Here is a 23,565-nt window from a genome sequence, read left to right on the forward strand (position 1 = left end):
TCCCCTGAATTTCACAGCGGCGTATCGCTCCCTTTGGTACGCTCGTTTCGGTCAGGGTTCCTCCACATCCCTGCCAAAAGTCATGGCACTACATCGCCGGGGAAGCATATCCCACATAGGCTGGTCATTCGATTGGAATAATCCATCGATGAACTACCTGTATCATAGAACATTTTTGTGCCCTGTGCCGTATGTCCACAAAGTAGGAATTCGGGGTAAAAATCAGAAATTTCCACGATTGCGGAATTGATATGGTATAATCAATTCAACGGTTATAAATGTCGTTAGAAAGGGGGAACTGCTTCAATGAACGGAGCTACTACAATACAGGAACGGCTAAAAGATTTACGATTAAACAAAGGATTAAAACTGGAAGAACTGGCTGAGCAAACGGGTATTTCAAAATCGGCTCTTGGCAGTTATGAAAAAGATGACTATAAGGAAATCAATCATGGCAACCTTATCCTGCTGGCAGATTTTTATGGGGTGTCCCTCGATTATCTCTTTTGCCGGACAGAGAACCGGGCGGAGATCAACACGCCATTAAGGGAGCTGCATTTGAGTGATGAGATGGTAGCACTTCTGAAAAGCGGTCGGATTAACAACCGTCTGCTCTGCGAACTTGCCACCCATAAGGACTTTATCAAGTTTCTTGCGGACATTGAGATTTATGTGGATGGGATTGCCACCATGCAGATTCAAAACCTCAACGCCATTGTCGATACTGTCCGGCATGAAATCATTGAACGGTATCGCCCTGGCGAAGACGACCCGCATTTGAAGGTGCTGCAAGCTACCCATATCAGTGATGATGAGTATTTCAGTCACATGGTTCTGGATGACCTCAACCTGATTATCCGGGATATTCGGGAAGCCCACAAAAAGGACAGTGAGAGTGCGCCCCAAACTACCGTTGCTGATGAACTGAAAGAAAATCTGGAAGCGGTCGAAAATTTCAAGGGCAGCCGGGATGAAAAGCTCGTTGTACTTTACTGCAAGCAGCTCGGTATCAACTATGAAAATCTGTCAGACGAAGAATTTCGCTGGCTCATTCGTATTCTCAAAAAGTCAAAGAAAATGGGAACGCCTATCAGCCAGAGGAAAAAACGGTAAAGAAAAACCGCTGTTGCATGGTTTGTTAGCTTCCATGTAGCAGCGGTTCGTGCTGTGATTATTCAGTTAGAATTTCTGAAAGACAAGCTGGAAGTTATCTAAAAAATAGGAGGGAAACCCCCTCCTATTTTAGCTTTTTTATTAAACATATTTTTATTAATTATATCTTTTAATTAGCTTATTATTAAACAATTTTTATATTTTTTGAACACAATGTCAATTTAATTTTGCAGCTTTATCAAATTCTCTCGTCGCTAGTATATTGTCATTGTCATCCAAGCGATTCACAATGGTGAATACATAATAAGCAAGATTTAAGTTAATACTTCCAAACAAAGGATTCACCCAATCTCCTTCAAGTGGAGAATTCCATATAAAATGCAGGATAACCGGTGCCAAAATTAAGCAAAGTGCTTTAAGCCTTGGTACTGCAGGCACATTTTTAATAACGGCTATAAGTCCAACACCGAATACTATTCCAAAAGCCATATGACTGCCAAGAGCATTTGACACTCTCTCGAAAGCTATTGAAAATCCACTGTTTGTTTCTCCAAAAGTAGCTTGAGAAATATACGCCCAATCCTCCAAAACCTGAAAACCGAATCCAGAAATCATGCCTGACACAAATGCTTCCTTTAATGAAATTCCTCTGCATAGTAAATATACTAAAAGTACAACTAAACCTTTTGCAATCTCTTCTGTAAATGGTGCTGTTAAAGCAGCTCCCCAACTATCAATCACAGCTCTTGGAACACTTGTCGAAAATAAAACCTGTGAAATTAGAGCGTTCCCCTCACCACCTAGATACAGCGGTATTGTAAATCCTAGTATAAAGCTTAGCAAAACAACCTTACGTGAAACATTTAATCTGTTAACCAAATGGCGTACAAAGAATGCAGTCGGCACAGCATACAATAGTACCAGACTCGAAGCAGTCAAAAACGCTGGAAACAGCGCTACGGATTTATCCTTCTCCGCAAACTGACTAAAAAAGTCACGAAAACCTACAAATACCAACGCTACAGTTATGATAACCAGCAATTTGTATCCATAATTGTCAAAAAATTTCCTCATATAAACCCCTCCAATTTTTTAAGAATATAGATATACGATTATATCAATACTATCCAAATATAATATATCTGATAAATTTACTATATAGTTAACATATATATTTTTTTTGAAAATTTAGTATAGTATATCATAATAAAGTTGGAAAAGTCAATTTTTCATATCAATCATCTTTTTTACTATGATTTTTTTGTATGTAACAGCCTATAAGACCCCCAATTACCAAACCAATAAGTCCCCCTAATGTGTCACTTAAAATTTTTCCAATAACATATCCAACTACAGCCCATATATACCATTTACACATGATATCTGATACCTTCAAATCATTCATGATAATTTTCCTCCCCAAATTTCGATTTATCATAATTATTCTACCATATCGTTATGAATAAATCATCTCATGCAAAACAATTTCTTCTGCCCGGTTGTGAATGTTATTGCAATGCTGCACCCATTCCATTTGACAGGTACGCTTTAATTCCTCGGTCACGCCCTCGGCAGCTTTCATCTGCTCCATGATGGTATCTAACCGTTCCTGTGCCTGTTCGTTCAGGTCTGCAAGATATGTCCACAATTCTCCGGTCAGTATCAATGTATTCAATCTGACTGGGTGGACTTCCCTTAAATATTCCCTGTGCATCCGTCCGTACTTTCCAATAGGGCGGTGTTCCTTCGGCAGTTTCAAGTCCGGGATGTAGTAATCTCCGACAAGGATATAATCAATTCCGTTTTCCGTTATTCTTGGTTTCAATTCGCTCATGTTCCTTACCTCCTGTGGAAGCAGGCTCGTCTGGTACTAACTCAATCACATCGGTAATCTCACAATTCAGCGTTTCGCAGATACGGGCTAATGTGTCCATGCTGATGTGCTTTCCCTCTTTGCTCATGTTGGCAATCATATTCGTTGTCATACCGGCGGCAAGCCTTAAATCTTCTTTTCTCATATCACGCTCTAACAGTGTATGCCAGAGTGGTTTATAGCTGATGTGCATATTGCTTTCCTGCCTTCCTATCCATACCACCAGGGCGGCTGCCCCGGCAGGAACTTTTCTCTTATTATAGCACCAATCTTGTGTAATCACAATTTATTCTTGTAGACTGCCGCTGATACCGTCTGGATTGTGCTTTTCCTTTCTTTTTGTTCCCTTTAATTAGCCATGAACTGCTTCATGCCCTGGCTTTTTACTGATGTGCGATAAAGAAGTAATAGAAGTGTAAAAAATTTTGCCGTTCCTATCCGGCACTTAGCTCTTGTGTCGGATAGGTCGGGCGGTTATTCGGGCAAGTCCACCTTGCCAACAAAAGAATAATAAATCTCAATGTCCTGTCTGCGGGTCTTGTTCTCGTCATAGCTGCACTCATGCACAACGATTTTCTCTACAAACTCCCGCAGCAGAGTAGGGGTAAGTTCTTCAAAGCTGGTATGCCGCCGAACAACATTCATAAACTTTTCTGCGTTCACGGTGGCTTCCTGTGCTTTGGAAAGCTCCGCTTGGATAGCGGCGGCTCTTTCTTTCAGTTCCCGTTGCTCTGCTTCATAGTCTGCCGACAGCTCTGTGAAACGCTCGTCTGATATGCGCCCGGTCACGCTGTCCTCATACAGCCGCTTGAAGATAGCGGATAACTCGGCTATGCGTTTCTCGGCGGCTTCCAGTTCCTTTTTCTTGGCGGCGTTCCTGCGCTTGCCCCCGTCCTCGTTCTGCTCAATCAAGAGCTTCATAAACCGGGCTTCATGCTTTGCCGCATAGCTTGTCACTTTCCGCAGATTGGAGAGTACACCAGCGGTCAAGAGGTCGGTGCGGATAAAGTGCGCCGTACAGTCATGGGTGCGTTTCTTGTAGTTGCCGCAGATATAACAGTCCTGCTTGCGCTTGTCTGTCTGGTATCGCTGCTGATACATGACGCTGCCGCAGTCCGCACAGAACAGTATGCCGGAGAACAAGCCCACTTCATCATAGCGGTTGGGGCGTTTGCGCTGCTTGCGAAGCTCCTGCACCCGTTCCCATGTTTGCGTGTCTATGATAGGCTCGTGGTGGTTCTCGAAAATCACTTGCTTTTCCGGGGAATTTTCTACACTGTGCTTGACTTTGTAAGAAAGTTTTTCTGTCTTGAAGTTTACCAGACAGCCCGTGTATTCCCGGTTTTCAAGGATATGCACAACGGTATTGGTCGCCCACTTGCACTCATAGCCGGGGTGGTAGCGGCGGGTGCTGCCCGTCCTGCGGTATTCCAGCGTTCCCGGCGTGGGGATTTGCTGCTCTGTGAGCATACGGGCTATCTTGGTCGGACCATTCCCGGCAAGGCAGAAATTGTATATCTGCTTGACTACGGGTGCAGCTTCCTCGTCAATGATGAAATTTTCGTCCTCGTCCATGAGGTAGCCATACACAGGCTTGCTTGTGATAGGCTTGCCACTCATGCCTTTTGAGCGTTTCACTGCTTTGATTTTCTTGCTCGTATCTCTCACCAGCCATTCGTTAAAGATATTCCGCAGCGGGGCAAAATCATTGTCGCCCTGTGCGCTGTCCACTCCGTCATTGATAGCGATGAAGCGGACACCTTTCTGTGGGAAAATCATTTCCGTGTACATTCCCACTTGCAGGTAGTTTCGCCCTAACCTCGACATATCCTTTACGATAACTGTCCCGACTTTTCCGGCTTCAATGTCCGCAAGCATGGCTTGAAAACCGGGTCTTTGAAAGTTCGCACCAGAATAACCGTCGTCCGTGTACCAGCGCAGATTGGAAAAGCCGTTCTGCTTTGCATAGGTTTCAAGGATACGCTTCTGATTGGAAATGGAATTGCTCTCGCCTTGCAGCTCGTCCTCATGGGAAAGTCTTGGGTAAAGGGCGGTAATTGGTTGTTGGTTGGTCTGTCTTAACATAAAATCCTCCGTTTCCGACAGCCAGCCCCACTATTCCGTACCTTGATTGTACCACATGGGGCGGCTGTCTGTATAGCGGCAAAAGCGTCAAATCTGCTTCTTTATGGTCGGTCAAATCGCCGTTTTTTGTGTAGCAGCTTCCGCTTCCAGCACTTTCATCATCTTGTCGGCTGCGGTGTCGGTTGCGCCCTGCTTGAAGAAGCCGGAAACGGTAAGGACGGAGTTGCCCATGCGGATTTCCGTTACACAGTCCGGGCGGCGGTCTGTTTTGGTGGTGCTTGTCTGTTTGGTTTCTGTCATAGGCTCTCCTTTCGCTGCTTCATCAGTTGCTTTAAGCGTTCCAGCTTTTCCTGTGCGGTTTCCTTTCGGAAGTTGCTGCCCGTGAAGCGGACGGGGGCGCACATGGAAGTCAGCCTGTCATAGATACGGGCGTGGGGCGTGTCCTGCGGGTGCTGCAATTCCTCCAGCGTGAGGTTGGTCGTGGCGATCAGCGGCTTGCCGCTTCGGTAACGGCTGTCAATCACGCTGTAAACCTGTTCCAGCCCGTATTCTGTCCCTCGCTCCATACCGAAATCATCAAGTATCAGCAGGGGGTAGCTGCAAAGGCGGGAAATATACTCATTCCTGCCCTCAAAGCTGGCGGCAAGGTCATTGAGTATTGTTGCAAAGTTTGTCATGCAGACGGCAACCTCTTTTTCCATAAGGGCGTTGGCGATACAGGCGGCAAGGTAGCTTTTTCCTGTCCCCACGCCGCCCCAAAACAGGTAGCCGATATTTTCAGCCTGCATGGTTTCCCAGCTCTCCACATAAAAACGGGCGGTTTCGGTCTGCGGGTTTCTGCCGTTGTCATGCTCAAATGTCCAGTTCCGCATAGCAGGGTCGGTAAAGCCCCGGCGTTTCAAGTCCTCCACTGTTTCAAGGTGCTTCTGTCTGCTTTCGGCGGCTTCCCGTTTTTCACGGGTTGCCCGCTGGCAGTCGCAGTCTGTTGGGTGGCGGTCACGCCCGAAACAGGTCTTTCCCTCTGCAAAGTAGGCTTCTTTGGGCGTATGGCACTTGCCACAGTATAAAAGCCCGTCCTCGCCTGTGTAGTCCTCCGCTTCGGCGGTAGTGGTTGTAATATCCATAATCATAGCTTCAATCTTGTTTTTCATAAGCTCTCGCCCTCCTTGCATGAATAATCGGGTATGCCCTGTATCGGGGCAGCCTTGCCTTTGGCAGCGTCCTCCTGCGCCCACTTGTAAATGGTGGCTGCATGGCTATGGTACTGCTTTCCGGTGGAAGCGATATGGCAGGAAAGCCGGTCAATATAATACTCCCACTTGTCGGGCAGCTCTGTTTTCAGCCCGGAAAGCTCCGTATCGGTCAGTATCACATTGTTGTATCTGCCATAAGCGGCGGGGGCGGGGTGTCCCGTTTCTCCCTCTCTCTCTTTTTCTATCTCTATCTCTTTCTCTAACTCTATCTCTATCTCTGGTGGACGAATGTCGGACAAATGTCCGCCTTTTGTCCGGGGCGGTAAAAGTGCCTTGTTTTCCAGCCTTGCAGCCCGTTTTCTCTCGGCTTCGGTAGAGGATTGTCCTATCATCAGCTCAATGTCGGTCATATAGAAAGCCCCGCTGTCAAGCTGCTCCACAAGCCCCAACTGCCGGAAAATCTCCAAAGCTCTCTCAACCGTCCCTATCTGGTGGCGGGTCAGTGTCGCTATCATCTGTGCTGTGTAGGGGATATGCTCGTCAAGCTGCAACTTCCCGCCGTTTTTCAGCGATTTTAAGTACAGTTTCAAGAGAATATTGGAATATAAAATCCCGTCTTTCATATCTTCCAGCAGCACAATGGAGTCGCTGTCAAAAAAGTTCTCTTTCAGCTTGAGGTAGTAATACTTGCGGTTATCTGCCATTGTCCCTGTCCTCCTTTTTCCGGCGTTTGGAGTAGTAGCGGGGGCAGAGTATGATAACCGCCCGGAAGCTCTGCTTGCAGCTATGGGTACAGCCCCGGCAGAGGTCGTTGTATGTGATACGGTCGCAGGTGGTATTCCCGACTTTCACTTGCCGCAGGAAAAAAGACCATTCCAGCCGCCGTTTCTTGCTCATTCTTGGCATGGGTGCGCTCCTTTCTGCCGTTTCCGCTGGTGTGGCGGTATCGGCGGTAATTCTGTATCATCTCGGTATCATTTTCGGGGTTTTTCTGCCCTGTAAGCCCGTTAAAAAATCCTTTGGTATTGCGGATAGGGTACGGGGCAGCCCCCTTGTTCTGTATGGGTTCGGGTACATTTTGGGGTGGTTTTTATCGCTCCTGTTCCTGCCTTTTCACAGGCTTGCGCTCCCGGCGTAAAATCTGGTCGATATTGCCTTTGACCGTCTGTAAGCGGCGGTATTCCTCCCGTTTTGCCCGGTAATCGTTGTAGCCGCTGTTTTTCTCTTTGATAAGGCTTTCAATCTCTGCTTGCAGGGTTTTATAGCTCGGCAGCTTGGAAATGCCGTTCTCCCTGAAATAGCGGGCGGCTGCGTCTGCTATGATAAAGTCGCTTTCGTGCTTCTGACGGTAGGCTGCTTTTGCTTTGGCGTTTTTCTGCTGTTTCAGCCCGTCCCGGACAGGGCGGGTCTTGGAATAGGCAAGCACCTGCCGTTGCAGCTCCTTTTTTCCGTTCAGCGTCTTTTCCACCTGCTTCAGCTCTGTAAGGCTTTCCTGCATGGCGGCATAGGCGGCAGAACAGGCTTCGTCCAGTTCCTCCGGGGAAGAAAAGCCGTACTGCTGGTAGGCGGTAACGGTAGCTGCCATTTGCTTTAGGTTGTGCTTTGCCGCCCAGCGGTCATAGCCCACGCCCTTGCCCTCGGCTCGCTTGGCTTCCCGGTCAACCATGCGCTGCAAGGTGTTGTCTGCCGGGGTGGTTTTTGTGGTTTTTTCCCCTTGTGACGGCTTTTTAACTGCGGCAGGGTATTCGGGTATGGCTTTGGTCTGTTCGGCGGCTCTGTGGGCGTTCTGCGTGAGCAGGGCAAGGACAGCAGCTTTGTCAAAATCGTCCCCCAGCTTCCGGGCTGTGATAGGCTTTGTCCTGTCCGGCGTGAGGTAGGAAAGCCGCCCTCGGCTCTCCTTGACGGTCACACCCTCCCGCAGCAAAAGGGAAGAAAACTCGTCAAAGCTGGCGGCTTGGGAAAGTGACTGCCGTATCGTCCGGCGCAGCTTCGCCTTGTCCGTTTCAAACTTTGTGGGCTTGGTCGGCTGTCCGGCGGCTTCTCTGGCGGCGTTCTCTTTATCAAGGGCAAGCTGCCCTTTCTTTGCCGCCCAGTATTCCCGTTCCGTTATCCGTTCCTTGCTGCCGTTCAAGAGGTCGATTTGATAAAGCCTCTCCCGGTGGCACATCTCCATGACTTCACTCTTGAAATATTCCATAGCGGCGTTGGTGCAGCGGTGCTTGCAGCCCTCCCTTGTGTCGGCTGGTCTGTCCATGTAGGGCAGAAGCGGGACTTCATAAATCCGCAGGGAGTTGATGACGATATGCACATGGATATTGCCGCTGTGGTTATGCCCGTCCGGGTGGGTGCATACAAGGGCTTGGTGTCCGGGGAAATGTGCCTTGCAGAACTGCTCGCCCAGCTCCTGCGCCCAGTCTACGGTCAATCCGTTATCTGTCCCGTCCCGTGGGTCAAAGCTGATGATATAGTGGTGGCTTTTCACATCTTCTCGTTTTTGGTTTTTCTCATAGCGGAGATTCGCCCGCATACAGGCAACGGCGAAATCCTCGCCCCCGCAGTTAAGGGAAGAAATGCGGTAATCCTCCCTCGGTATCAGCCGCCCGTTTTCATCAAGGGTGGGCTTCATGGTAAACTCGTCATGCTCAAATGTGAGGTAGGATTCCGCTGCGCCATAGTCGGCATTTTTAGAGCTGATATGTTTGAATGTTGCCAACAGCGTCACCCACTTTCTGCAAGACTTCAAACTTTAGGGCAGCAAGGTCGGAAACCGCCGCCCGTACCTCCCCGGCAAGCTGCGGGTAGGGGCTGTGCCACTCGTTCAGCGTCCGGGCTATCTGGTTTAAGTTGCCGCCGATCCTGCCGTATTCGGCGGTCAGCTTCCCAACAGCGGCAAGCAGCTCGTCATTGACGGGGGAAACGGTTATGATGGGGCGTATGGCTGCCCCGGTTATGGCTTGCCGGATAAACTCGGCTTGGCTCATGTTGCAGGCAGAAAGCCTTTCCGCAAACTCGGCATATTCTTCCTCGGTCATGCGTGTCTTGACTACCCGGCTGCGGTGCGGCGTGTTGTATCGTTTTCGCATGGTAAAACCTCCTTTCTGTGCGTGGTGTCCTCTCACTAATAGGAGAAAAACGGGGTGTAAAGCGGAACTGTTTTTGAAAAATCCGAAAAATTATTTTGAGGGATTTTTAAGCGGCGTAAGCCGCATAAGCAGGGTTTGGGGAAGGCACTCCCCAACAGGATTCCAGCAGGGGCAAAATGAGCGAAAAGCGAATTTTGGTACTGCGGTAGAATCTTGCTCTAAGAAACTGCCGGACTGCCGTTCACTTGCTACTGCCACTTTTTCGGGAAATCTATAACCAGTTTTTTTATAAAAGGCAGCGGGCTGGCATTCTCCCCCTTACTCCCTACAACACCGCAAAAAGCAAAAATGACGGACTTTCCGGCAAGAACTTTTCCGGCAGCTCGGTCTTTCCCGACAATAAGGCGTTTTGGAAACGGTGTTTTGCCCGCTGTCTGAAAAAAACGGCAACCTTTTTTGGCTTCACTGTCTAATACGGAACTTTTGGAAATTTGCCAAAAATGGGCGCAAAAAAGCAGCAAATCTTTTTCGGATTTACTGCTTTGTGTGCCGCTGCGAGGCGGCGGGATATTCAGTTTTTATGTTATCGGTCAAGCCGGAACTTGAACAGGCTTTCAATCAGCTTTGTTCTGATGTAGTCCTCCATATCAGAGTTATAATAGCCGTTCATTTTGGAAAAGTAGCGGATATATCCGGCGTAGCGGTCAAGGACAGCGTGTATCGCTATGGGGTCGCCCTCATGTGCCTTTATAATCGTGTCATAGGGGAGAAGTCGGTTACTCATAGGACAGCACCTCCATTTCCTCTTTCAGCCGCTTCAAGGCAAGCTGAATATGCCGCCCGATTGTGCTGCGTGTCCAGCCGCTTTGTTCTCCGATTTCTTTCTGTGTCAAGTGCTGGAAGTAATACAAAAAGATTTCCTCCTGTGTCTGTTCCGGCAATCGGGCAAGAGCAGCCGCAAGAGAACAGCTATCTAAAAGTATCGTCTGCCCTCGGACAGAAAACGGATAAGTTTCGCCATAGTCCGGCACTTGAAAATACTCGTCTGTGGTGCTTAATGGGACAAACTTTTCTTCGGTCAAGTATTCAAGGGAGATTTCCCGTCTCCACCTCGCTGCCAGCATACGGGCAGCGTCAAAGGACGCATGGCGAATAACAATCCGGCAATAGGTATCATGGGTATAGCGGATATGTTCTTGATAGGCTTCCTGTTCGGTCATGGAAAATCCCCCTTTCTTCAATTATGGGAAAGGGCGGCAGCACTTTTTGCTGTCGCCCCTTGATTACCCACCAGCAAGGACAGTCGGGGCTGTCAACGGTGGGCGAAGCTCATTCACTTGCCGTTGACTGGCTCGGCTGGATTTGCTATTCTGCTACTGTGTTATCAAACTATATCCCGATTTTTATATACTGCTGCTGCAATCCGATATGAGATAAAAAACCACACAATAGAGATTACAAGCACGATATTAAAAGCCAACTGGATATTGTCTTTTACAGGAATAAAGAGGTTTGTGAGAAGTACAAGCCCAACAATAACACCTGTCGATGCCATAAAGGACATCATAAAAACAATTTGGGATTTTTCCGGATCAAACAAATAGGCACATGGTAAGCTAATGCCGCCCGCCAATAAAGTGGCACTCATACCGATAGCGGCATATAAGCACAAAGAATGAACTGTTATATCTGCTCCCGCTAACATAAGCACAATACATGGAATAAGTGCTGTAATTAGACCGACTACCGCAAGCAAGATATAAAAGATAAATTTCTCTCTGATAATCTGATTTCTTGATACGGGCATGGTAATCACATTTTTATTCCATTTTGAGCCTGCGTCACTTGTGATACTGATAAAAACCGCTGTTGTGGAAGCTACCGGGGCTAAAATCAGAAGTGCGCTTGTTTCCAGTAAAAAAGACAATCCAAAACCTAAAACAATCAAGCTGACGATAGTTACAAAGATATTGCTCTTTGCAATATAGAGGTCTTTTAGTAAAACGCCTTTCATCATCTTTCCCCCTTTACATAGAGAAGCATAATTTCATCAATCGTAGCGGGTACAATCAATGCTTTTGGATATTTTTTCTGCATTTTATCCCGTTCAGAAACTAAAATCTGCCATTCGTAATCCATTTTTCTGTATGTGATAATATCCGATTTATCCAATGCGTCAAATTGTGCTGCTCCGCATTTTATAACGCCATATTGTTCAATCAGTTCATCTTTCGGTTTGGAAAAAACAACTTTTCCCTCATGGATAAAAACAATGTAATCGGCAATTTTTTCTAAATCGCTGGTAATGTGGGAAGATACCAGTATGGAGTGTTCTTCGTCCTGCACAAAATCCAAAAGCATGTCCAGAATATCGTCCCGGATAACAGGGTCAAGCCCGCTGGTTGCTTCGTCCAAAATCAGCAGCTTAGAATGGTGTGAAAGGGCTACGGAAATAGCCAGCTTCATTTTCATACCTTTGGAAAACTGTTTAATCTGCTTATCAAGGGGCAAGGAAAATTGTTTCAGCAGCCGAAAATAGGCTTGCTCGTCCCATGAGCCATAGATATTTTTCATTATCTGGTTGATTTTCTTGGGAGAAAGAATTTCCGGATAGTTGCTTCCGTCAAATACTACTCCAATCTGTTCTTTTGTTTCATTGTCCAGATCATCTTTTCCCAATACCGAAACATGACCGGCTTCTTTATGGATAAGCCCCAAAGCCGCATTTATTGTTGTGCTCTTTCCTGCGCCATTTTCTCCAATCAGTCCGACAATAGACCCACTTGGAACGCTAAAAGAAACATTGTCCAAAACAAAATCTTTATATGTTTTGGTAAGACCCGAAATAGTCAAAGCATTGTTCATTGTCAATCCTCCTTATACAATAGTGTCAACAAATTCAGTAATTTATTAAGTGGTATTCCACTTGTACGGGCAATTTCAATGGCTTCGTTAAAGTGTTCCTCGATTTTCTTTTGCTGTTCTTCAAGATAGAAGTCTTGATTTTGTACTGATACATAACAACCTTTTCCGGCTGTCGTTTCGATAAAACCGTCTGATTGAAGCAGGTCGTATGCCTTTTGAACAGTCAAAACACTTATCTGCAAGGATTTTGCAAGAGAACGGATAGAGGGAAGTGCTTCCCCAGCTTTCAGTTCACCATTCATAATCTGTGATTTAATTTGCGTTGAAATTTGCTCATACAAAGGGCGACTTGTTTTGTTACTCACAACAATTTCCAAAGTCCCACCGCCTTTCTGTCTTTAACTGTATTGATTTAACAAGTACAGTATAATACGATATATGGCGGCTGTCAAGAATGTAATATAAAAAAAGCAGAGCAAACGGCTATGCTTGTCCTGCTTTTTGATATTATGGGGTTTGGAATAGTAGGTGGCTATCTATCAAAGCTATGTGTTACTTTACCGCACATGAGCATTGGAGCCGGGATTATCGCTGCCGTACCCCTCCAGGAGATTGACAACGCCCCACACGCCCAGGCCAGCGCCGAGAGCCACAACAAGGGTCTGCAAAGTATCAATAGCGGAAGAAAAGAACTGCATATAGCCTCCATTTCTCCGGGGTTTTCCCCGGCCATAAAAAAAGCCGCCCATACAGGCGGCAGGTTACGACCTCTGGACACTTTGTCCAGAAGTGGGATTTATACAAAGGCGTCCGGGTCGTCCACATCGTCATAATTGAGGATGTCCTCGTCCTCGCTTATGGGCGCTGCATCTGTCCCGTCCGCCTCGTACACTTCACAAACCTCGTTCAGCCCAGGCCGCCTGCGGCGGTTGATGAGCTTATCCAGGTCAAAAGCGTTTTTGACTCTATCGGCCTCAGCCGTATATTTGTAGTTCGGGTGCTGCTTCAAATCGTATTTTGGGGAATAGAACGGGGGCAGGCCCCGGAGCTGCAAGATACACCTGTCACCGGGCATGGTAGCAAGCTCGGCAGGGGTCATCAGTTCCCGGCCCAGCCGCTGGGTGTTTTGGTTGTAGCTTTCCGACTGGCCTTTGGAGCGCCCGTCCGTCTGCATATAGATGGTTGCTTTTCCCAGCCAGTTCTCGGAAATCTCCTTGATGGTGGAGCTTTCCCGTCCGCCCAGGAAAATCACGCTGTCCATGTTGCCTAAAATCGTTTCCGCGTGCTTGTCATAAATGGCCTTGCACTGCGCCATTTGCTGGTAAAAGAGTGTCAGCGATATTTCACGGGAACGAATGACGGCCACCAGCTTTTCAAGCTGGGGCACCTGGCCCGTATTGGCCGCCTCGTCCCACAGCACCCGCACATGATGGGGCAGGCGGCCCCCGTGAACATTGTCCGCCCGTTCACACAACAGATTGAACATCTGCGAAAAGGCCAGAGCCACCAGAAAGTTATAGGTGGGCGTGGTGTCGGAAATCGTGAAGAAAACCGCTGTTTTCCGATCCCCGATACGGTCAAGCTGCAATTCATCGTAGGCCATGATCTCACGGAGCTGGGGGATGTCAAAGGGGGCCAGACGGGAGCCGCAGGAAATCAAAATGCTTTTTGCCGTCTTGCCGCTGGCAAGTTTGTACTTTTTATACTGCTTGACCGCGAAGCAATCCGGCTTTCGCTTTTCCAGCCCCTTAAACATATAGTCAACCGCGTTCATAAAGTTTTCGTTGTCCTCTTTGACCTCCATGCCGGAAATCATATCCACCAATGTATTCATATTCCGATCCTCGGCGGGGCCCTCGAAAATGATATAGGCAATCAGGGCGCAATACAAAAGCGTTTCCGCCTTCGTCCAAAATGGATCGCCCTCTTTGCCCTCTCCCTTTGTGTTGCTGATTAAAGCGTCCACAAATTTCAAAATGTCGGCCTCGCTGCGGATATACGCCAACGGGTTATAGTGCATGGATTTTGAAAAATCAATGCTGTTAAAAACCTTGATCTTATACCCCCTGCGTTGTAGAAAGGCTCCCACCTGGGAGAGCACCCCGCCTTTGGGATCGACCACCACATAGCTGCATCCGTCCTTTTTCTTCGCGCTGGCCTGCAAAATCTGTGGGGTGAGCCAGAACCGGGTTTTGCCGGAGCCGGACGAGCCGATCACACAGGCATTGAGATTGCGGGCGTTGGCCGGGTTTTTCGGGCAGGTGTTCATGGTGAGAAGCTCCGTCCCGGTAAGAATAACATTGTTTTCAAAGACGGGATCGACGAATGGGGCTATATCTTTCGGCCCGCCCCATCTGGCCGACCCGTATTCTTCATCCCGCCTGTATTTTTTTGCCTTTTTGCTTTTGGCATAAATAAGCAGGCGGAATCCCACCGCGCCCACAATGCCGATGAGCCAATCGAGGGGATCAAGCCCCGGCGCAAAGTCGGCAAAAGCCGGGCCTATCGTTTGCCCCAGGCCCATGAGCTTATGGGGCAGATCCACGCCGGGGGCCAGCCGGTAGGCCGTCCCCAGTTTCAGACAGGCCCAGCCAATGAACAGGTACGGGATGTTTGGTATTACATATTTCTTGACGCTATCTGTCCTCATGCACCGCCTCCTTTGCGCGTTCTTTCTGGCGGGACGGCTGGCGGGCCAGTTCAGCGGCGGCCTCTTTGAGCTGCTGCCGGATCGGTGCTTTTGTGGATTTTGTGCGCTTTAGCAGCCGTTTGGAATACTCGGAGAAACAAGCGGTGATCGCGTCGGCCTGCCCCGCCTTGAAAAACAGCAGGTGTTTATCCGGCGCGACCTGATAAAAGGCATAGTCCACATTCCATTTCCGGGCTACCCGGTCAAAGAGGGCGGGGGCCTCTACTTCAATACTGTTTGTGGCGGCCCCGTGGCCCATGAGCTGGCGCACCGTCTGCCTGCCGTGGGGCGTCTGTTTGGCCCGGTGGTGTTTGCCAATCTTCCGGGCAATCGCTCCCAGCACATAGGCAAGCCCCCGCGCCGTGAGTTTGCTTGCCTTGATCGATACCGCTATGGTTCTTCTGGAAATATCTTCATCTACCAGCCAAATCCCTCCCTTCCATGAAAAAAGCACTTCTGGACAAAGTGTCCAAAAGTGCCGCTATCGGTCTGTATGGCTTTGCTCCGGGTGTGGGCGTTCCGCCGCCTGGGGAAAACGGTCAATGACTTCTTTATAAGCCGCCATCTGTTCCCGGATGGAGAGCTGTGGATAGGCAAAAACCTTGTGTTCGTCGGGAATGTCCTCCCGCCCGTGGTAGTATTCGATAAACTGGCTGCCGTTGGGAAGAAGAAAACCGCCTTTGACAAAGCTGCCATCTTCATTGATCCGCATATCCCGGCCATACGCCTCATAATCGAAATAGTCCCGCAGGTTTTCGGGAATGTCGATCATTTCCATGTCCTCCGCATAAATGCGGCCCAGGGTTTCATCATCGGACACGCCGATATAGAAATCGTAACAATCCAGATTTTCCGCAAGGTTTATGAGGTCGCCCGCGCCGGAGGTATGCTCGCCGCTGGCAACAACTGCCTCAAACTTCTCCAAATCACTTTTATCCAGCTCGGAGAGCAGACAGGCCAAGTGGTTGAGTTCGTCAATGCTTTCATATTCCCCCAGGCAGGCGTTAAGCTCCGACAGGTCGCCGTCATAATCGGCAATAAAAATCTCCTCATAGCGGATATTATCAATGCCGATCTGTTTTAGGACTTCCTGCACCGCCTCTCTGGTGGTGGGGAATTTCAGAAGTGCGCTTGCCAGCTCGCCCTCGTTATATTTCCCCAGGTTGGTTACATACGCCTCAATTACTGCCATGTCAGCGCCTCTGGCCTTTGACGGTCAGGATGCCCTCCAAGGTGGTGGCGGTGATCCCCAGCCGCTGGGCAACGGCGATGTCATTCTTCACTGCTTCATTGACATAATTCCCGCACACCACCAGCACACGGGAACGCCGGAGCAGATCGCGCCCCATATCAATACCGCTTTTATGTTCTTCCGGCACTGCGTCATTGAGGAACAACGGCAGGTAGAGCATAGGGCAGATGGGGGAATAGCCTGCGTCATAAACAATGCGGCAGTATTTAGCTGCCTGTTCCGTAACCTCGCACGCATCGCCGCGCCATGCAGCGGTCACATACGCAAGGGGTCGTTTCATAATCAAAACCTCCGTTTCTTTTCCCTATATAATAAGGTAGGGTCAACCCTATCCCCCCGCCCTTTCCCATTCATGGGAAAGGGGGCGGCTCTGGAGGATATACCCCCCGCCGCCTTGCCGGGAATAGCACAGCCGGGGCAGGCCGTAAAGGGCAAGCCGCCGCATAATACGGCGGGCGTTCCGCCCCTTGACGGCCCGTTCCCGGCTGTACTAAAAAATACCCGGCGACGGGGGATATATCACCACCGAGCCCATCCCAAACGGGGAGCGTTTACCTCTGGACAAAGTGTCCAGAAGCGGGGCTCGGTCACTTGTCGAGCTCGTTCTTTTTCTCCGGCTTTGCCAATTCGGGCGGCTGTTTCTCTTTCCACTCGTCCAGCAGGGCCATGATCTGTTCTTTCATTTTGGCAGGAGTGACCTCCTTGCCGAAATACTTGTTGAGTTCATCGGTGCTGATAATCACGTTGTCAACCTCCCTTTTTTCTTCGCTCAAAATACCATCAATGACATCGCCGTTGAGCAATCCCTCCTGATCCAGCTCCCGGAGCCGCTTTGCCTGCTTGACCGAGGGCGAGGACTGCTCCCCGTCAATGGACACGGCAATCAGCCGCTGGTTTTCCGGCTTGATATACGACAGCTCCACGGCGGGCATAAAGCCCATGTTTTTTGCGTCCACCTTTTCCAGAAGTTCCGGGACAAGATGGTTGAGCCGGACATAACGGAGCACCTTTTTATAGTTCATGTCATGCTCCTTGCCCACAATCTCCACCGAGAGCTTACCCAGGGCCTCCGCCTCCTTGTCATTTTTGGGCCGGGCTCCCTGGCGTTTAATGGCCTCCAGCTCCAAATCCAACAGCTTTGCCAGTTCGCTGGGGAGAGGGTCGCCGCGCTGCTTGTTGCTGTTCCGCATTTCCCGGACAGCTTCAAGATCGGTCATCTCCCGGACGATACAGGGCATTTCCTCCAGCCCGGCCCGTGTGCCGCCATGGTGTCGGCGGTGGCCCGCGATAATCTCATAGCCCTTGCCGTCTTTTTCCGGGCGGACGGTGGCGGGGGTCATAATGCCGTGTTCCTTGATCGTCCCCACCAGATCGTCCATCGCCTTATCGTCCTGCACCTTGTAGGGGTGCTCTCGGAATGTGTGAAACGGATGAAGCTCCGTCATTTTCAGATAGACGATTTTTCCCTCTTCCACAGGACGGGGCGGGACTTCCGGCGTGGGCGGCAGTTTGATCTCTGGCATCGGAACGGCGGCAGCCTCCTTGACAGGGGCGGCCTTGCCCGGCTTTACAGCCTTAGCAGATTTAGACGCAGGCGCACCGCCGGAGCCCGTTTCTTTGCCCTTGTCTGCTTTCTTACCTCTGGACACTTTGTCCAGAACAGAGGGCGGAGCCTCCTCACGGGCCGCCTTGTCAACCTTGGACGGGCGGCCTGCGCGGGGCTCCGCTACTTTCTCCTTTTTTCCCGCAGGCACCCCGGCTTGCTCTTTCGGGGGACGGCCCCGGCGCTTTTTCGGCTGTTCTGCCTCCGGCGCTTTCTTTTCCGGGGCGGGGGCAGGAGCCTCCTTGCCGCCCTTATCAGCGGCCTGGATGTCCGAGAGGTTGATCACCTTGCCGGACGGGGCGGGTGTATCTTCGCCCATGCCGGGAAGAACAGTCTGCTGTGTGTGCTTGTCGGCAGACGGCGGATCGGGCTCCACATGATCGGGGGCCGCTTTATCTTCGCCAGAAACAGCAGGTGTATTATTTTCCTCCAGCGGGGGCAACTCACCCTGGCCGGGTGGGGATAGGGTTTCCTGGGCCTTGTTTTCCTCCGGGCCCATATTCACTTTTTCATCGGCCATTTGCTAACCTCCTTTTTTATGAGATGAAAAAAGGCCAGACCTCCCGGCCCGGCCAGCTTAAAAATATTCCCCCCTTTCTCAGTCCGGGCCATAAAAAAACGTCGCTTTTCACAAAGAAATAGCGACGTTTTAGTGTAGGTTGGCTCGGTTTTGTTGTGTTTTATGATTATGCCCTTGTATAAAAACCTAAAAGAAATTTAAAAACAACCTCGTACTGGACGGCATTGATCTCACTATTGAAAAAGGTGATATCATTGGTATCATCGGGCCATCGGGAACTGGTAAATCCACCTTACTTCGTTCCATTAACCGGCTTGTAAAACCAGAATCCGGTTCAATTGTATTGAGTGATGGAAATGAGATTGATCTGGTCACTGCCAAGGGAAAGGATTTACTTACATTAAACCAGTTTACGGGAATGGTTTTTCAAAACTTTAATCTTTTTAACCGGAAAACGGCGTTGGAAAATGTGATGGAAGGACTTTCGGTAGTCAAGAAGATGGACAAAGAACAGGCAAGAGAAACTGCGCTTAAGCGATTGGCGGATGTTGGACTTTTTGACTGGCAAAACCATTATCCAAAGCATTTATCCGGTGGACAGCAGCAGCGTGTGGCAATTGCGAGAGCACTTGCAATGCAGCCGGAACTGTTGTTGCTGGATGAGCCAACGTCCGCATTGGATCCCGAATTTGTGGGGGAAGTATTGGATATTATAAGGAAAGCAACAAAAGAAGGATATACTATGCTGTTAGTATCCCATGAGATGAGCTTTATCCGGAATGTGGCTACAAAAGTAGTTTTTTTGGATGGTGGAAAAATACTGGAACAGGGAACGCCCAAGGAAGTATTCGATCATCCCAAGCATGACAGAGTGAGAGAATTTTTTAAAAAGATGAACAGGCTGGAGGATCCGGAATATTATATTTAACAAATTTGAGATATGACTGAGAAAGAGAGTGTTTTACATGGGCATTGAATATAGGGAAGAAAGAAGTGGAAGTAAGATTCAGCTTTTTTCATATTGTGATAAAAAGAAGACAGGAGCAATCTGTGCGCTGTCTGACGGATATGATTGGGCATTGATTTGTGATGTATGGGCTGATAAGGTGGAAACGGAAAAGAAACTTATCCGTGAAATGATTTTAAAACTGCAGGGACAGGAAATTTTTGTGACAGCCACGCCGGATAAACTGGATTTGTATGAAGAAATTGGTTTTCGGCGCTCCAAAAATTCTTTTACATATGTAGGAAAAGCGTTAAGTGATGCACAGGAAAAAGAACTGACTGAAAGTGGATTATACCTGCCAATCGGGTATCGGTATGAAACGGAATTTGAGCCTTTTACTGGGATGTTTCCGGTCGGGAAGAAATCGGATAAACAAAAATTTAAGGTTTTTTATTCCGATAAATCTGACCGTGCCGATTATCATCAGGTAAATGCGCTGTTAGAAAAAGCTTTTGGAGGGAAACGAAACGAACATGTGACAAAAGACACATTTTCTAAAAGTCAGTATGTACAGTATGCATACGATAACGAAACATTAATCGGCTGTGCGAGAGCAATTTCCGATGGAGCGTATGCACTGATTTTAAATGTGGCTGTTGATCCTGATTATCAGGGACTTCATTTAGGATGGAATGTTGTGGACAAGCTCTCGCGTCAAATGAAAGATCAAAATATTTTTTTGAATACACATCCCGGTGGAGTCGGATTTTATAATCAAAAAGGGTTCCGAAGGAATAAAACCGCTTTATTGCTGCCAGCACATGAAATGCCTGATGAGATAAAAAAAGGCTTCTGTCTGCCGAGAGGCTATCGGTTTCTAGATGAAGAATGATACTTATAAAACCGATATGCAAGAATGCACAAAATAATTTGAGCCATCGAAGAAATAGGAGTTCCCAAACCAATGTGGAACAGGGAGGCCCCCTCTATCTGACTCATCAGATAAACCACAGGGATTCTTACGCAAAAGGCGCCGACCACACCCTGTACCATGACAAATATGGTTTTCCCGCAACCGTTAAAATATCCAACAAAGCAAAAGAGAACAGCAGTCAGCAGACAATCGATGGCGTAGGCTTTCAAATAATCGTGGGCGAAGGCAATCACTTCTCCTTCACCGGAGAAAATGGAAGACAACAAACCGCCCGCAAAAAATGCAATAATTCCCATGACGAAACCAGCAATCAATGCTGTCTTGATACCATAGAACAAAGCTTTGCGAGAGCGTTCAAATTCTCCTGCGCCATTGTTCTGTGCCACGAAGGCAGAAATGGAATGCATATAGGCGGATGCCACCAGCATCAGAAAAACGCAGACCTTCTCCGCAACGCCAACAGCGGCAGATTCCATGACACCCATACGGTTGACCACCACCTGAATAAAGAGGAAGGAAAACTGCACCAGCATTTCCTGCAAAGCAATGGGTACCCCCACCAACAGGATCTTTTTTAAGCAGGCAGGGTCAAACCGAATGTATTTTTTTGAAAATGTAAATGGCAGATTCTTTTTACGAATAAAATAAAGAGAAAATATGACGCTGATGGCTTGGGCAAATACTGTTGCAATTGCAGCACCGGCAGCACCCATGTCAAAGCCTGCCACCAACAGCAAATCGCCAAAAATATTAATAACGCAGGCAATGGCTACCGTAATCAGAGGTGTTTTGGAATCACCAATCCCACGAAAAATAGCACCGATCACATTATATGCGATAATGAAAATGGTACCGATACCACAGATTCGAACATAGCCGCTGGTTTGAGCAAAAGCCTCTGATGGAGCATGCAGAAAGATAGACAGATTGTCACTGAATGGAACCACCAAAGCGGTTATCACAACTGCCAGCACCGCAAAAATGGAAATGCCGGTGCCAACACCCCGTCCGGCTTTATCCGGCTTACCGCCACCGATGCAATCACCCACAAAGACCGTCATACCCATAGTCAATCCGGTGATAACCATGGTAATCATGTTAAAAAGTTGACTGCCGGATGCCACACCGGACTGTTCATAGGTATTCGCAAACCGCCCTACAATAATCAGGTCGGCTGCACCGTACATGGCCTGCAAAAAAAGTGTCAGCAGGACTGGAAGTGCAAAGGAAATCAGAGATTTCAAAATATTTCCCTGAATCAAATTTTGTTCTTTTGTCTGGTTCATAATACTCTCCTTTGTCGAAAAAAATAGAGCCGGATAAGAGAAGCAGGAATTTCACCTGCCATCTTATCCGGCTCACAACCTCATAAGTGTTGCTCACCCTCCGATGAACCGTTTATTTATAACATGTTTTAAGTTTCTTGTCAACACCCATCCAAAAGTAATGATCTAAAAATATATGGCAATTAAGTGTTGTGCAAATACGGAGTAATGTTTCCGTAATATTTTTTGACACAACCGTCGAACCGTCTGGATTGTGCTTTTCCTTCACGTTCCTTTTTATATCACCAATCCCCCATTTCCCTTACTATAAAATATTCAGTAAGGGAAATGGGGAGACAAATATTTGAGAAGAGAGCGAGAAAAGAATCGCAAGTTAGTAATTTTGACCTATGTAGAAGAAAAAGTAAATTATTTATGCCGATAATAAAATACGGCAACCTGTGTTCTGTCGCGCAGATTAAGTTTATCCAGAATGGAACTCAGATAATTCCGAACAGTTCCTTCACTGAGAAAAAGGTGTGAGGCAATCTCCTTGTTGCTGAGACCATCGGCAATGAGACGGATAATCTCCAGTTCTCGCTCACTGATATTGTAGTCTTCAAAATCAAACCCAGAATCAGCTTGGAGCAGTTCAGGAATTTTGGAAATGATCTCATTGCCAAAAACAGTCTGGCCGGAGTAAACTGCATGGAGTGCCGGAACGAGGCTTTCGTAATCCTGTTTTAGAAGATATCCCTTAGCACCAAGCTTTAATGCTCGTACAATATACTCATCATCAGAGAAGGTGGTGAGAAGGAGAATTTTTGCATCAGGAAATTCGGCAAGTATCTCAGCGGACGCGTCAAGTCCGCTGAGTTCTTTCATTCTAATGTCCATAAGAAGCACATCAGGTCTATATGTTCTAAATAATTTCACAGCGTCTTTCCCATCTGTTCCAGTGGCGGAAACGGTAATGTCGCCGCTAGCTTCCAAAATGGTTTTTAATGCGCCAGAGACAAAAATATCATCATCAATAATTACAATATTCATAGTGTTAATTCTCCTGTTCTTTTGGAATAGTAATAAAAAGTCGAAATCCTTGTTGTACGGTAATCTGCAGGTTGCCGTTTAGAACTTTGAGCCGTTCTCTCATATTGGAAAGACCAATTCCTTTGTTGGAAAAGTGCGTGTTACTGCCATGCGTTGAAATAGTCATGTTTTCTGACAGCGTGCCATTGTCCTCAATACAGAGTTGATATAGAGCAGGATGTTCCCGCATGGTAATCTGTACGAGAGTGGCATTACTGTGTCGAGTTACATTAGAAAGTGCCTCCTTTATGATACTGATAAAACAGTATTTAATTTCCCGAGGAACTTCAAATCCCATGTCATAATCAAGGGTTACAGGGCAGAAAGTAAATTCGGAGGTTAAACTTTCTGAAACTTCTTTCAGATTCAGGGATTCATCATGAAGATCATGTACGCTGGTGCGGATACTTGTCATAGCCTGATTCAGCGAATGATCCAGATTATCCAGAACCGGCGAAAGTGTTTCCGAGGTATTAATAGCTTTTGCAGCACCTGTTATCAAAATGGAGCGGGAGAGTAGATGACCTACATTATCATGAATTTCTCGGGCAATTCTATTTCTTTCTTTCAGTGTGGCTGCATAGATTTCATAATTTTGTTTTTCTGCAAGCATACGATTTTTCTCCTCAAGAAGGAGATTTTTTTCTGTGCTGTCATCCCGGAGTTTCATAAAGCTTTGCTCTAGTTGTTCAGTCGTTTCAGTACGGTTTTGCAGACAAAAAGCAAAGATAAAAAGCAATGCTCCCCAAAAGACAAAAAGAGAAGTATGTTCTCCTTTGATCCATATGTTATAAAAATAAAGAAAACCACATGCAGAGGCAAAAATATAATGCTGATCCAAAATGAGTACATAAAATATAGCAGGAAAAAACACAATCATCCTGGGGATTAGAAAAGAACCCATAATAAATGCAATACATAAAAATAGATGAAGTTTTTTGGATTCCGAAAAATAATTTGCACAGCACAGACTCAGACAAAGGAGAAAGGAGCATATAAAAAAATAATCCGGTTTTATGTAAAATAGGAAAAAGAAACTAGATAATATTAATAAT

At 47.5% G+C, this 23,565-nt stretch carries 28 protein-coding genes and 1 pseudogene; 3 read left to right on the top strand and 26 right to left on the bottom strand.

Features of this window, described 5'->3' with window-relative positions:
• Window positions 1–306: 306 nt before the first annotated feature.
• Window positions 307–1,113, top strand: coding sequence for a helix-turn-helix domain-containing protein (locus tag ACTQXY_RS07515; protein WP_154557412.1), 807 nt, complete (start codon window positions 307–309; stop codon window positions 1,111–1,113).
• Window positions 1,114–1,329: 216 nt separating this feature from the next.
• Here ACTQXY_RS07515 and ACTQXY_RS07520 read toward each other — a convergent pair whose 3' ends face one another.
• The 23 genes and pseudogenes from ACTQXY_RS07520 to ACTQXY_RS07630 all read right to left on the bottom strand — a co-directional run bounded on the left by ACTQXY_RS07520 (window position 1,330) and on the right by ACTQXY_RS07630 (window position 18,276).
• The gene (locus ACTQXY_RS07520; protein ID WP_154557411.1) at window positions 1,330–2,187 is read right to left on the bottom strand and encodes a PrsW family glutamic-type intramembrane protease; all 858 of its coding nucleotides are present in this window, start codon (window positions 2,185–2,187) and stop codon (window positions 1,330–1,332) included.
• Window positions 2,188–2,347: 160 nt separating this feature from the next.
• Window positions 2,348–2,518, bottom strand: a complete 171-nt coding sequence (locus tag ACTQXY_RS07525) for a hypothetical protein (protein WP_154557410.1) — start codon at window positions 2,516–2,518, stop codon at window positions 2,348–2,350.
• Window positions 2,519–2,569: 51 nt separating this feature from the next.
• A complete protein-coding gene (locus ACTQXY_RS07530) occupies window positions 2,570–2,947 on the bottom strand; it encodes a TnpV protein (RefSeq protein WP_154557409.1) in 378 nt (125 codons plus the stop codon).
• The gene (locus ACTQXY_RS07535) at window positions 2,907–3,179 is read right to left on the bottom strand and encodes a helix-turn-helix domain-containing protein (protein WP_002593556.1); all 273 of its coding nucleotides are present in this window, start codon (window positions 3,177–3,179) and stop codon (window positions 2,907–2,909) included. Before ACTQXY_RS07535 ends, ACTQXY_RS07530 begins: the two co-directional genes overlap by 41 nt.
• Before the next feature lie 161 nt (window positions 3,180–3,340).
• Window positions 3,341–3,424: pseudogene (locus tag ACTQXY_RS07540) on the bottom strand (Maff2 family mobile element protein); the annotation flags it as partial.
• 36 nt (window positions 3,425–3,460) lie between these two features.
• Window positions 3,461–5,071, bottom strand: a complete 1,611-nt coding sequence (locus ACTQXY_RS07545; protein WP_005921270.1) for a recombinase family protein — start codon at window positions 5,069–5,071, stop codon at window positions 3,461–3,463.
• A 111-nt stretch (window positions 5,072–5,182) separates the two neighbouring features.
• A complete protein-coding gene (locus ACTQXY_RS07550) occupies window positions 5,183–5,371 on the bottom strand; it encodes a transposon-encoded TnpW family protein (protein WP_002569233.1) in 189 nt (62 codons plus the stop codon).
• Entirely contained in the window at window positions 5,368–6,222 is an 855-nt protein-coding gene (locus ACTQXY_RS07555) for an ATP-binding protein (protein WP_441658970.1), read from the bottom strand. Before ACTQXY_RS07555 ends, ACTQXY_RS07550 begins: the two co-directional genes overlap by 4 nt.
• Complete coding sequence (locus ACTQXY_RS07560; RefSeq protein ID WP_441658971.1) at window positions 6,219–6,968, bottom strand: phage replisome organizer N-terminal domain-containing protein; 750 nt, start codon at window positions 6,966–6,968, stop codon at window positions 6,219–6,221. The genes ACTQXY_RS07555 and ACTQXY_RS07560 overlap by 4 nt, the downstream gene beginning before the upstream one ends.
• Window positions 6,958–7,170 (bottom strand): hypothetical protein, encoded by a 213-nt coding sequence (locus tag ACTQXY_RS07565; RefSeq protein WP_005927784.1) that lies wholly within the window; start codon window positions 7,168–7,170, stop codon window positions 6,958–6,960. Before ACTQXY_RS07565 ends, ACTQXY_RS07560 begins: the two co-directional genes overlap by 11 nt.
• A gap of 184 nt (window positions 7,171–7,354) precedes the next feature.
• The gene (locus tag ACTQXY_RS07570) at window positions 7,355–8,977 is read right to left on the bottom strand and encodes a relaxase/mobilization nuclease domain-containing protein (protein ID WP_441658972.1); all 1,623 of its coding nucleotides are present in this window, start codon (window positions 8,975–8,977) and stop codon (window positions 7,355–7,357) included.
• Window positions 8,949–9,347, bottom strand: a complete 399-nt coding sequence (locus tag ACTQXY_RS07575; RefSeq protein WP_034479871.1) for a plasmid mobilization protein — start codon at window positions 9,345–9,347, stop codon at window positions 8,949–8,951. Before ACTQXY_RS07575 ends, ACTQXY_RS07570 begins: the two co-directional genes overlap by 29 nt.
• A gap of 583 nt (window positions 9,348–9,930) precedes the next feature.
• The gene (locus tag ACTQXY_RS07580) at window positions 9,931–10,131 is read right to left on the bottom strand and encodes a helix-turn-helix domain-containing protein (protein WP_441658973.1); all 201 of its coding nucleotides are present in this window, start codon (window positions 10,129–10,131) and stop codon (window positions 9,931–9,933) included.
• Window positions 10,124–10,567 (bottom strand): sigma-70 family RNA polymerase sigma factor, encoded by a 444-nt coding sequence (locus ACTQXY_RS07585; protein ID WP_441658974.1) that lies wholly within the window; start codon window positions 10,565–10,567, stop codon window positions 10,124–10,126. The genes ACTQXY_RS07580 and ACTQXY_RS07585 overlap by 8 nt, the downstream gene beginning before the upstream one ends.
• Before the next feature lie 164 nt (window positions 10,568–10,731).
• Window positions 10,732–11,364 carry an ABC-2 transporter permease gene (locus tag ACTQXY_RS07590; RefSeq protein ID WP_441658975.1) on the bottom strand — a complete coding sequence of 211 codons (633 nt, stop codon included), beginning with the start codon at window positions 11,362–11,364 and terminating at the stop codon, window positions 10,732–10,734.
• Window positions 11,361–12,212, bottom strand: coding sequence for an ATP-binding cassette domain-containing protein (locus ACTQXY_RS07595; RefSeq protein WP_441658976.1), 852 nt, complete (start codon window positions 12,210–12,212; stop codon window positions 11,361–11,363). The genes ACTQXY_RS07590 and ACTQXY_RS07595 overlap by 4 nt, the downstream gene beginning before the upstream one ends.
• Window positions 12,213–12,214: 2 nt before the next feature.
• Window positions 12,215–12,589: a GntR family transcriptional regulator gene (locus ACTQXY_RS07600; RefSeq protein ID WP_441658977.1), complete on the bottom strand. Its 375-nt coding sequence runs from the start codon at window positions 12,587–12,589 to the stop codon at window positions 12,215–12,217.
• 180 nt (window positions 12,590–12,769) lie between these two features.
• Window positions 12,770–12,910, bottom strand: a complete 141-nt coding sequence (locus ACTQXY_RS07605; RefSeq protein ID WP_006575326.1) for a Maff2 family mobile element protein — start codon at window positions 12,908–12,910, stop codon at window positions 12,770–12,772.
• 98 nt (window positions 12,911–13,008) lie between these two features.
• Window positions 13,009–14,862 carry a VirD4-like conjugal transfer protein, CD1115 family gene (locus ACTQXY_RS07610; protein ID WP_441658978.1) on the bottom strand — a complete coding sequence of 618 codons (1,854 nt, stop codon included), beginning with the start codon at window positions 14,860–14,862 and terminating at the stop codon, window positions 13,009–13,011.
• Window positions 14,849–15,355: a DUF3801 domain-containing protein gene (locus ACTQXY_RS07615; RefSeq protein WP_441658979.1), complete on the bottom strand. Its 507-nt coding sequence runs from the start codon at window positions 15,353–15,355 to the stop codon at window positions 14,849–14,851. The genes ACTQXY_RS07610 and ACTQXY_RS07615 overlap by 14 nt, the downstream gene beginning before the upstream one ends.
• 27 nt (window positions 15,356–15,382) lie before the next feature.
• A complete protein-coding gene (locus ACTQXY_RS07620; protein ID WP_441658980.1) occupies window positions 15,383–16,093 on the bottom strand; it encodes an antirestriction protein ArdA in 711 nt (236 codons plus the stop codon).
• Between the two features lies 1 nt (window position 16,094).
• A complete protein-coding gene (locus tag ACTQXY_RS07625; protein WP_155151149.1) occupies window positions 16,095–16,433 on the bottom strand; it encodes a DUF7768 domain-containing protein in 339 nt (112 codons plus the stop codon).
• Between the two features lie 307 nt (window positions 16,434–16,740).
• On the bottom strand, window positions 16,741–18,276 hold the full coding sequence (locus ACTQXY_RS07630) for a ParB/RepB/Spo0J family partition protein (protein WP_155151152.1): 1,536 nt from the start codon (window positions 18,274–18,276) through the stop codon (window positions 16,741–16,743).
• 223 nt (window positions 18,277–18,499) lie between these two features.
• On the opposite strand from ACTQXY_RS07630, the gene ACTQXY_RS07635 reads away from it, so the two are divergent.
• The gene (locus ACTQXY_RS07635; RefSeq protein ID WP_441658994.1) at window positions 18,500–19,204 is read left to right on the top strand and encodes an ATP-binding cassette domain-containing protein; all 705 of its coding nucleotides are present in this window, start codon (window positions 18,500–18,502) and stop codon (window positions 19,202–19,204) included.
• Window positions 19,205–19,241: 37 nt separating this feature from the next.
• A complete protein-coding gene (locus tag ACTQXY_RS07640; protein ID WP_441658981.1) occupies window positions 19,242–20,114 on the top strand; it encodes a GNAT family N-acetyltransferase in 873 nt (290 codons plus the stop codon).
• On the opposite strand, the gene ACTQXY_RS07645 is transcribed toward ACTQXY_RS07640, so the two are convergent.
• The 3 genes from ACTQXY_RS07645 to ACTQXY_RS07655 form a co-directional block, all read right to left on the bottom strand.
• A complete protein-coding gene (locus ACTQXY_RS07645) occupies window positions 20,090–21,442 on the bottom strand; it encodes an MATE family efflux transporter (protein WP_441658982.1) in 1,353 nt (450 codons plus the stop codon). The genes ACTQXY_RS07640 and ACTQXY_RS07645 overlap by 25 nt on opposite strands.
• A 408-nt stretch (window positions 21,443–21,850) precedes the next feature.
• Window positions 21,851–22,471 (bottom strand): response regulator, encoded by a 621-nt coding sequence (locus tag ACTQXY_RS07650; protein ID WP_441658983.1) that lies wholly within the window; start codon window positions 22,469–22,471, stop codon window positions 21,851–21,853.
• 4 nt (window positions 22,472–22,475) lie between these two features.
• Entirely contained in the window at window positions 22,476–23,123 is a 648-nt protein-coding gene (locus ACTQXY_RS07655; RefSeq protein ID WP_441658984.1) for a histidine kinase, read from the bottom strand.
• Window positions 23,124–23,565: the final 442 nt, after the last annotated feature.

Origin of the sequence: Faecalimonas sp. LCP19S3_D12, assembly GCF_052121495.1 — a bacterium.
Lineage (GTDB): Bacteria > Bacillota > Clostridia > Lachnospirales > Lachnospiraceae > Faecalimonas.

Excerpts from the sequence above, each read along its gene's own strand:
- ACTQXY_RS07575 (WP_034479871.1), bottom strand. The coding sequence starts at position 9,347 with ATGCGAAAACGATACAACACGCCGCACCGCAGCCGGGTAGTCAAGACA.
- ACTQXY_RS07560 (WP_441658971.1), bottom strand. The coding sequence starts at position 6,968 with ATGGCAGATAACCGCAAGTATTACTACCTCAAGCTGAAAGAGAACTTT.
- ACTQXY_RS07645 (WP_441658982.1), bottom strand. The coding sequence starts at position 21,442 with ATGAACCAGACAAAAGAACAAAATTTGATTCAGGGAAATATTTTGAAA.
- ACTQXY_RS07580 (WP_441658973.1), bottom strand. The coding sequence starts at position 10,131 with ATGAGTAACCGACTTCTCCCCTATGACACGATTATAAAGGCACATGAG.
- ACTQXY_RS07620 (WP_441658980.1), bottom strand. The coding sequence starts at position 16,093 with ATGGCAGTAATTGAGGCGTATGTAACCAACCTGGGGAAATATAACGAG.
- ACTQXY_RS07530 (WP_154557409.1), bottom strand. The coding sequence starts at position 2,947 with ATGAGCGAATTGAAACCAAGAATAACGGAAAACGGAATTGATTATATC.
- ACTQXY_RS07640 (WP_441658981.1), top strand. The coding sequence starts at position 19,242 with ATGGGCATTGAATATAGGGAAGAAAGAAGTGGAAGTAAGATTCAGCTT.
- ACTQXY_RS07605 (WP_006575326.1), bottom strand. The coding sequence starts at position 12,910 with ATGCAGTTCTTTTCTTCCGCTATTGATACTTTGCAGACCCTTGTTGTG.
- ACTQXY_RS07515 (WP_154557412.1), top strand. The coding sequence starts at position 307 with ATGAACGGAGCTACTACAATACAGGAACGGCTAAAAGATTTACGATTA.
- ACTQXY_RS07535 (WP_002593556.1), bottom strand. The coding sequence starts at position 3,179 with ATGCACATCAGCTATAAACCACTCTGGCATACACTGTTAGAGCGTGAT.
- ACTQXY_RS07565 (WP_005927784.1), bottom strand. The coding sequence starts at position 7,170 with ATGCCAAGAATGAGCAAGAAACGGCGGCTGGAATGGTCTTTTTTCCTG.
- ACTQXY_RS07630 (WP_155151152.1), bottom strand. The coding sequence starts at position 18,276 with ATGGCCGATGAAAAAGTGAATATGGGCCCGGAGGAAAACAAGGCCCAG.
- ACTQXY_RS07545 (WP_005921270.1), bottom strand. The coding sequence starts at position 5,071 with ATGTTAAGACAGACCAACCAACAACCAATTACCGCCCTTTACCCAAGA.
- ACTQXY_RS07520 (WP_154557411.1), bottom strand. The coding sequence starts at position 2,187 with ATGAGGAAATTTTTTGACAATTATGGATACAAATTGCTGGTTATCATA.
- ACTQXY_RS07610 (WP_441658978.1), bottom strand. The coding sequence starts at position 14,862 with ATGAGGACAGATAGCGTCAAGAAATATGTAATACCAAACATCCCGTAC.
- ACTQXY_RS07585 (WP_441658974.1), bottom strand. The coding sequence starts at position 10,567 with ATGACCGAACAGGAAGCCTATCAAGAACATATCCGCTATACCCATGAT.
- ACTQXY_RS07595 (WP_441658976.1), bottom strand. The coding sequence starts at position 12,212 with ATGAACAATGCTTTGACTATTTCGGGTCTTACCAAAACATATAAAGAT.
- ACTQXY_RS07650 (WP_441658983.1), bottom strand. The coding sequence starts at position 22,471 with ATGAATATTGTAATTATTGATGATGATATTTTTGTCTCTGGCGCATTA.
- ACTQXY_RS07555 (WP_441658970.1), bottom strand. The coding sequence starts at position 6,222 with ATGAAAAACAAGATTGAAGCTATGATTATGGATATTACAACCACTACC.
- ACTQXY_RS07655 (WP_441658984.1), bottom strand. The coding sequence starts at position 23,123 with ATGCTTGCAGAAAAACAAAATTATGAAATCTATGCAGCCACACTGAAA.
- ACTQXY_RS07625 (WP_155151149.1), bottom strand. The coding sequence starts at position 16,433 with ATGAAACGACCCCTTGCGTATGTGACCGCTGCATGGCGCGGCGATGCG.
- ACTQXY_RS07525 (WP_154557410.1), bottom strand. The coding sequence starts at position 2,518 with ATGAATGATTTGAAGGTATCAGATATCATGTGTAAATGGTATATATGG.
- ACTQXY_RS07550 (WP_002569233.1), bottom strand. The coding sequence starts at position 5,371 with ATGACAGAAACCAAACAGACAAGCACCACCAAAACAGACCGCCGCCCG.
- ACTQXY_RS07590 (WP_441658975.1), bottom strand. The coding sequence starts at position 11,364 with ATGATGAAAGGCGTTTTACTAAAAGACCTCTATATTGCAAAGAGCAAT.